General features: G+C 62.7%; 8 protein-coding genes. 5 read left to right on the top strand and 3 right to left on the bottom strand.

The genetic code is table 11. The features are described from left to right. Positions 1 to 146 precede the first annotated feature (146 nt). Positions 147 to 1,100: a CDF family Co(II)/Ni(II) efflux transporter DmeF gene (gene dmeF, locus QHC67_RS18420; protein WP_319296586.1), complete on the bottom strand. Its 954-nt coding sequence runs from the start codon at positions 1,098 to 1,100 to the stop codon at positions 147 to 149. An 86-nt stretch (positions 1,101 to 1,186) separates the two neighbouring features. Between dmeF and crtY the strand changes: the two genes are divergently transcribed. Genes crtY through QHC67_RS18400 form a run of 4 tightly spaced genes read left to right on the top strand, consistent with a single transcriptional unit; the run spans position 1,187 to position 5,382 of the window. After that, the gene (gene crtY, locus QHC67_RS18415) at positions 1,187 to 2,356 is read left to right on the top strand and encodes a lycopene beta-cyclase CrtY (protein WP_319296584.1); all 1,170 of its coding nucleotides are present in this window, start codon (positions 1,187 to 1,189) and stop codon (positions 2,354 to 2,356) included. 2 nt (positions 2,357 to 2,358) lie between these two features. Further along, complete coding sequence (locus QHC67_RS18410; RefSeq protein WP_319296583.1) at positions 2,359 to 3,843, top strand: phytoene desaturase; 1,485 nt, start codon at positions 2,359 to 2,361, stop codon at positions 3,841 to 3,843. A 22-nt stretch (positions 3,844 to 3,865) separates the two neighbouring features. After that, entirely contained in the window at positions 3,866 to 4,447 is a 582-nt protein-coding gene (locus tag QHC67_RS18405; RefSeq protein ID WP_319296582.1) for a TIGR00730 family Rossman fold protein, read from the top strand. 17 nt (positions 4,448 to 4,464) lie between these two features. Beyond that, positions 4,465 to 5,382: a phytoene/squalene synthase family protein gene (locus QHC67_RS18400; protein WP_319296588.1), complete on the top strand. Its 918-nt coding sequence runs from the start codon at positions 4,465 to 4,467 to the stop codon at positions 5,380 to 5,382. On the opposite strand, the gene QHC67_RS18395 is transcribed toward QHC67_RS18400, so the two are convergent. After that, positions 5,379 to 5,741, bottom strand: a complete 363-nt coding sequence (locus tag QHC67_RS18395; protein WP_319296580.1) for a DUF4440 domain-containing protein — start codon at positions 5,739 to 5,741, stop codon at positions 5,379 to 5,381. The two genes, QHC67_RS18400 and QHC67_RS18395, sit on opposite strands and share 4 nt — an antisense overlap. Positions 5,742 to 5,804: 63 nt before the next feature. Next, entirely contained in the window at positions 5,805 to 5,969 is a 165-nt protein-coding gene (locus QHC67_RS18390) for a hypothetical protein (protein WP_319296578.1), read from the bottom strand. Between the two features lie 146 nt (positions 5,970 to 6,115). Here QHC67_RS18390 and QHC67_RS18385 point away from each other — a divergent pair, with 146 nt between their 5' ends. Further along, positions 6,116 to 6,499 carry a hypothetical protein gene (locus QHC67_RS18385; protein WP_319296577.1) on the top strand — a complete coding sequence of 128 codons (384 nt, stop codon included), beginning with the start codon at positions 6,116 to 6,118 and terminating at the stop codon, positions 6,497 to 6,499. Positions 6,500 to 6,630 lie beyond the last annotated feature (131 nt).

The raw sequence follows: 6,630 nt of genomic DNA, 5'->3' as shown, positions 1-6,630 counted from the left end.
AAACTAACAAATCTCGTTGCTCCACCGCAAACGGTAAACCCGCACAGATCTGCTGATCGCGTTTCTACACAGCCTGGCCCACTACCTGTCGCCAAATGCAGCGACTCGCTCAATTAAATGGCCAGAAGTTTTTCGATCTTGCTGTCTTAAGCGAGGCATTCCACGGTAACATGCTCCATTCCCGGCAAAGCAAGGGTCTTTGCCCGGATAGTGGTGCTGTCGGCGGGTCCTGAAAGGCTTATGATAGCCGCATGAGCATGGGGACCTACGCGCCAGACGTGGAGGTCGGCAATCGTCGCGCCCTGCGCTTCAGTCAGTGCCCGGATGCGCGCCGTCAACTGCGGCTCGGCTGTGTCGAGCAGGATGGAGGCGGTGTCGGCCATCAGGCCCCAGGCCCATCGGGCAATCACGACCGCGCCCATGATGCCGATGACAGGATCCAGCCACAACCAGCCAAGATATCGCCCGCCCAGCAAGGCCGCGATGGCGAGCACCGATGTCAGCGCGTCGGCAAGGACGTGGACGTAGGCCGCGCGCAGATTGTTGTCGCCGTGCTTTCCCGTCGAAACGGCATGATCGTGATCGTGGTGATCGGGAGGTGGAGCGTGATCATGCGTATGTCCGTGCGAATGCCCATGGTGACTATGATCCTCCGCCAGCATGAAGGCACTGACGATGTTGATCGCCAGTCCGACGCAGGCCACCAGAGTCGCTTCTCCAAAATCGACATGGATCGGTTGCAACAGGCGCATTCCCGATTCGATGGCGATGCCGAGCGAGACCACGCCCAGCAACAAGGCGGATGCGAATCCAGCCAGATCTCCCACCTTTCCGGTGCCGAACGTGAAACGCGGATCACGAGCATGTGTCCGGGCATAGCGATAGGCGAGCGCGGCCACCCCGAGGGCACCGGCATGAGTCGCCATGTGAAACCCGTCGGCCAGCAGCGCCATCGATCCAGTCGCCCAGCCCGCGGCGATCTCCACCACCATAGTCACGGCGGTCAGCCAAACGACCCAGAGTGTTTTCTTCGCATTCCGGTCATGTCCGGATGCGAGATAGATGTGATCGAAATAATGCTTGTCGTCGTGATTGCTCATGCACAGGGTCGTAACGACTGGGGCCGCCCGGTCAATTGCGCAACGCGCCTCTTCCCGCAATGCCCACGGCGAGTTAGGGCATGTGGATGTCATCGCAGCCTGCCACCAATAGCCTGTCCTGCGATCTCGCCATTGTGGGCGGTGGACTGGCCGGAGGGCTTGTTGCTCTGGCGATCGCTGAAAGACATCCCTCCGTTCGCATCTTGCTGATCGAGCGGGAAGGAACGATGGGCGGCAATCACGTCTGGTCTTTCTTTGACGGTGATGTGGAGGATGCGAACCGTTGGCTGGTCGATCCATTGATCGCGCATCGCTGGGCGGACGGACATGAGGTGCGCTTTCCCGGATATCATCGCACGCTGCCCACGCCGTACAACAGCATCACCTCGGCCAGGTTCGACACACACCTGCAAAATATGCTCGGTGATCGGATCGTGAGGGGCAAGGCAGTACGCCTGACGCCCGATGCGGTGATGTTGGAAGATGGACGCGAGATTGCAGCGAAGTGCGTTATGGATGCGCGCGGCGGCGGCGATGTGTCCGTGCTGGAGTGCGGATGGCAGAAGTTCGTCGGGCAGACCTTGCGCCTGTCTGCACCGCACGGACTGACGCGGCCCATAATCATGGACGCGACGGTGGCGCAGATCGACGGCTATCGGTTCGTCTATCTGCTACCTACTGGCGAACGGGAGATATTCGTCGAGGACACGTATTACAGCGACGGCCTGGAACTCGCGGTCGAGGCGATCCGTACGCGCATCGGCGAATATGCCAAGGCCCAGGGCTGGGTCATCGAGAGAGTCGTGCATGAGGAAACTGGCGTCCTCCCGGTCGTACATGGCGGCGACTTCGATGCGCTGTGGCCAAGTGCCGATCCTATGGCGCGCGCAGGGGTGCGAGGCGGGCTGTTCCATCCGATGACCGGCTACTCGCTACCCGATGCCGTGGCGTTCGCGCTGCACATGGCGGAGCGCTGGCCGCTGGAAGGCGATTCCCTCGCAAACGAAAGCCGGACATGGGCAAAGCGACATTGGGCGAGCGGAGGCTATTACCGGCTGCTCGGCAAGATGCTGTTCCGGGCTGCGGACCCCGCTTCCCGATACCGCATCTTCCAGCGCTTCTATCGGCTGCCCCCCGCACTGATCCAGCGCTTCTACGCAGGCCGCTCGACGCTGGCCGATAAGGCGCGCATCTTGTGCGGGCGTCCGCCTGTCCCCATAAGCAGAGCACTTAAAGCATTGATGCGCCAAGGATGATGATGAACAAGAAAGCTATCGTCGTTGGCGCCGGGTTCGGCGGCCTCGCGCTCGCCATTCGCCTGCAGTCGGCGGGCATCGATACCATAGTAGTCGAGGGCCGCGATCGTCCGGGCGGCCGCGCCTATTATTGGCAGAAGGACGGCTTCACCTTCGACGCCGGGCCGACCGTCATCACCGACCCCAACTGCTTGGCTGAACTCTGGCGCCTGTCGGGGCACGACATGGCGCAGGACGTGACGCTGATGCCGGTATCGCCCTTCTATCGGCTGAACTGGCCGGACGGGACGAACTTCGATTATTCCAATGACGAAGTGTCGCTGCGCAAGGAGATCGGCAAGCTGAACCCGGAGGATGTCGCGGGTTACGAACGGTTTCTCGACTACAGCGCGGGCGTGTTCAAGGAAGGCTATGAGAAGCTCGGTTCGGTCGCGTTCCTCGACTTCGCTTCGATGATAAAGGCGGCTCCGGCGCTGGCGAAGTATCAGGCGTGGCGATCGGTCTATTCGATGGTGTCGAGCTTCGTGAAGAATGAGAAGCTGCGCGAGGCGCTCTCGTTCCACACGTTGCTGGTCGGCGGGAATCCGATGAACACCAGCGCGATCTATGCGCTGATCCACAAGCTGGAGAAGGACGGCGGCGTCTGGTTTGCGAAGGGCGGCACCAATCGGCTGATCGCGGGCATGGTGACGCATTTCGAGCGGATCGGCGGCACGATGCGCGTTGGCGATCCAGTGGTGGAGATCGAGACGGTGGGCGATCGCGCAACGGCCGTGCGCACGGCAAGCGGCTGGCGCGGCGAAGCGGACGCGGTGGCCAGCAATGCCGACCTGATGCACAGCTATCGAAATTTGCTCGCCAACCATCCGCGCGGCGCGAAGCAGGCGGACAAGCTGACGCGCAAGAAATGGTCGCCTTCGCTCTTCGTCGTCCACTTCGGGATCAAGGGGACGTGGCCGGGTATCCCGCACCACATGATCCTGTTCGGCCCGCGCTATGAGGGGTTGCTGACGGACATCTATCAGCATGGCGTGCTGTCGCAGGACTTCTCTTTATATCTGCATCATCCGACCGTTACCGATCCGTCGATGGCGCCGGAAGGGTGCTCCAGCTTCTATGCGCTCTCTCCGGTGCCGCACATGGGGAAGCTTCCCATAGACTGGGCGCAGATGGGGCCGGTCTACGCAGACCGCATCCTAGGTGAGATCGAGAAGCGGCTGATCCCGGACATCCGCAGCCGGATCGTGACGCAGTTCCACTATGCGCCGGACGATTTCGGGCGGGATCTCAATGCGCATATGGGCAGCGCCTTCAGCCTCGAGCCGCTGCTGACGCAGAGCGCCTGGTTCCGCGCGCATAATCGCGACGATGTGATCCCGAACCTGTATCTGGTGGGCGCGGGAACGCATCCGGGCGCAGGCATTCCGGGCGTGGTCGGCAGCGCCAAGGCGACAGCCGCGCTGATGCTGGATGACTTGCGCGTCTGACGCTACGAGTGATGGAATGACCATGAAACGCCTCGCCGTCTATTGCGGCTCCGCCACCCCCTCCGACCCTGTATATATCGAGACTGCGCGCGAAGTCGGCCGCACATTGGCGCAGCACGGGATCGCGGTCGTCTATGGCGGCGGGCGGCTGGGCCTGATGGGCGCAGTGGCGGACGCGGCGCTGGCGGCGGGCGGCGAAGTGATCGGGGTCATCCCGGAGGCGCTGGTCGGGGCGGAGGTCGCGCATCGCGGCTGCACGGAATTGCGGGTCGTCGCCAACATGCACGAGCGCAAGGCGCTGTTCACTGACCTGTCGGACGGCTTCGTGACGATCCCCGGCGGCGTCGGCACGATGGACGAGTTGTGGGAAGCGGTAAGCTGGGCGCAGCTTGGCTATCATGAAAAGCCGGTGGGATTGCTGAACGCGGCTGGGTTCTACGATCATCTGATCGCGTTCAACCGGCACATGATCGACGTCGGTTTCATTCGCCCCGCCCACGCCCGGATCATCGTGCATGGCGACACGATCGAAGGTCTGCTGGACGCCATGGCCGCCTATCAGCCGCATGAGACGATCTTCCGCATGAAGGCCCATAATCTGTGAAGCTCGACCGGGCGGCGCTGGTCGCCCAGGCGCGGGAGAGTATCTCGCGCGGGTCGAAATCCTTCGCGATGGCATCGAAGCTGTTCGCGCCCGCGACGCGCGAGCGGGCATGGCTGCTCTATGCGTGGTGCCGCAAGTGCGACGATCTGGCCGATGGGCAGGACCATGGCGGAACGATGACCTCGGTGGAGGATGCGGCGACGCGGCTGGCGACGATCCGCACGCTGACGGACGCCGCGCTGCGGCGCGAGGCTACTGGCGACCCGGCTTTCGATGGGCTGGGCGTGGTCGCAGCGGAGTGTCGCATCCCGCATGGCTTTGCGCGTGACCTGATCGAGGGCTTTGCGCTGGATGCAGCCGACTGGCGGCCGCAGACGGAAAATGACTTGCTGCAATATTGCTATCATGTCGCGGGCGCAGTCGGCCTGATGATGGCGGTGGTGATGGGCGTCGATCCGCAGGACGAGGCGACGCTGGACCGGGCATGCGATCTCGGCCTTGCGTTTCAGCTTGCCAATATCGCCCGCGATGTGGCGGAGGATGCCGAAGCCGGGCGGTGCTATCTGCCACGCGACTGGCTGACGGAGCAGGGGATTGCGCCAGACGCGCTCATGGCGAACCCGGCGGCGCTGGCGGTGCTCCAGCAGCGGCTGGCGAGCAAGGCGGCGAACTATGAGCAGAGCGCGCGGCATGGCACCGGCGCGCTCGGGTATCGCAGCGCATGGGCCGTGCTGTCCGCTGCCGGCATCTATGGCGACATAGCCCGCGAAGTCGCGCGGCGCGGGCCCGGCGCGCTGGACAATCGCGTAATCACCACCAAAGCGGCCAAGCTTGGCTGGGTCGCGAAATCAGCATTTCAGGCAAGAGGACGTGCGGCAAAGTGGCCCGCCGAGATGCCCCGGCAGGGCCTCTGGACGCGGCCTCGCGCCGATTAACCGCTGGTCGTGAGCACCGGCGTTTGCTGATGCTGCACCACGCGCCAGACCTCATGCTCCAAACGGCGGAGTGTCGAGGTGCAATGCGCGCTGTAGGGAGCAGCCCCTTCGCGACTGGCGCTGGCGTGGTAAGCGATGACAATCAGGCCCTCCTGAGGCCGCATCACCTGCTGTTGTTCGAAAACCACCGTCGACCAGCTTGGCGTATGTGTCACAGCCTCGATCGCCTGCTGTCCGGTGAAAACGAATGGCTTTTCAGGCAACACCATCACGCATTCGTCGTCGATGAGTTCGCGATAATGATCCGTGTCGCCCGTCCACAGGCTTTCCTCAAATTCCCAAACGCGTTGATCTTCCACGACGGTTCTCCTTCAGCGGACCATAAGCTGCCTGATGGGCTATCGTTCCTCGACGCCGATGGATCAGGCGCCGCCGATCCCTTCGATGATTTTCCCCGATCCGCCGCATTCCGGGCATTCCCGGTCGTCAAGTCGTCCGGTGCCGCTGCATGTGGCGCACAGGTTTTCACCTGTTCCCGGCGTGCCGGGGGCGGCGACATCGCCGGGGTTCAGAGGTTCATCGGTCATTGCGGCTTCCTTATCTGTAGTTGATCTCTCAAGAACGCGTGAGGTGCCTGCGGGTTCGGAGCCCGTCGAAACTCCTAACCTAGGTGTGGAAATGGAACATGTTGATTTCCGGCAGGTTTCGCCGTCAGCTATTTCGGGAGACCATCATGAACATATCTGCACGCATCCTCGGACTACCCTTGATCCTTCTCGCCGCGCTGCCGGCTTGCTCTCGCAATGATGCGGTGACGGCAGATCAGGCCGGGAATGCCTCTGCCGTCGGAAACATGTCCCTTGCGAACGGAGCCTCGGGCAATAACGGCATGATTGGCGGAAGCGCGGGCACGACCGGGGGCGCAGCCGGTGATCCCGGCATGGGCACGGCGGGAACGCTGGGCACGGCAGGATCGTCGACCGGAAGTACCGGCACGGCGACGGGTGCAAATCCTGAGAGCGCGACAGGAGGGGGAGCCGCCGGAACTGTCGGCACTTCGGGTGCAAGCACAGGCAGCGGCACTACCACAGGGGGATCGGGCACGACTGGCGAATAGGAATTACGCTTCAAATATCAGTAGTTTACATGAGTTAATGGCCAACCGGACCTGTAGCTGGGCACCTCTATCAACCTCGCGTTCTGACGCCTGTTTGGCAGCGGAGGGCTGATGAAGCGCTGCCTTTGCCA

The sequence above is a fragment of the Sphingobium sp. genome, from assembly GCF_033795625.1.
GTDB lineage: Bacteria > Pseudomonadota > Alphaproteobacteria > Sphingomonadales > Sphingomonadaceae > Sphingobium.
Note: the sequence above shows the minus strand (reverse complement) of the source record. Positions and strands in the feature narration are given on the sequence as shown.

Bases quoted from the DNA above. Each gene is read 5' to 3' on its own strand.
- dmeF (WP_319296586.1), bottom strand. From the start codon at position 1,100: ATGAGCAATCACGACGACAAGCATTATTTCGATCACATCTATCTCGCA.
- crtY (WP_319296584.1), top strand. From the start codon at position 1,187: ATGTCATCGCAGCCTGCCACCAATAGCCTGTCCTGCGATCTCGCCATT.
- QHC67_RS18410 (WP_319296583.1), top strand. From the start codon at position 2,359: ATGAACAAGAAAGCTATCGTCGTTGGCGCCGGGTTCGGCGGCCTCGCG.
- QHC67_RS18405 (WP_319296582.1), top strand. From the start codon at position 3,866: ATGAAACGCCTCGCCGTCTATTGCGGCTCCGCCACCCCCTCCGACCCT.
- QHC67_RS18390 (WP_319296578.1), bottom strand. From the start codon at position 5,969: ATGACCGATGAACCTCTGAACCCCGGCGATGTCGCCGCCCCCGGCACG.
- QHC67_RS18385 (WP_319296577.1), top strand. From the start codon at position 6,116: ATGAACATATCTGCACGCATCCTCGGACTACCCTTGATCCTTCTCGCC.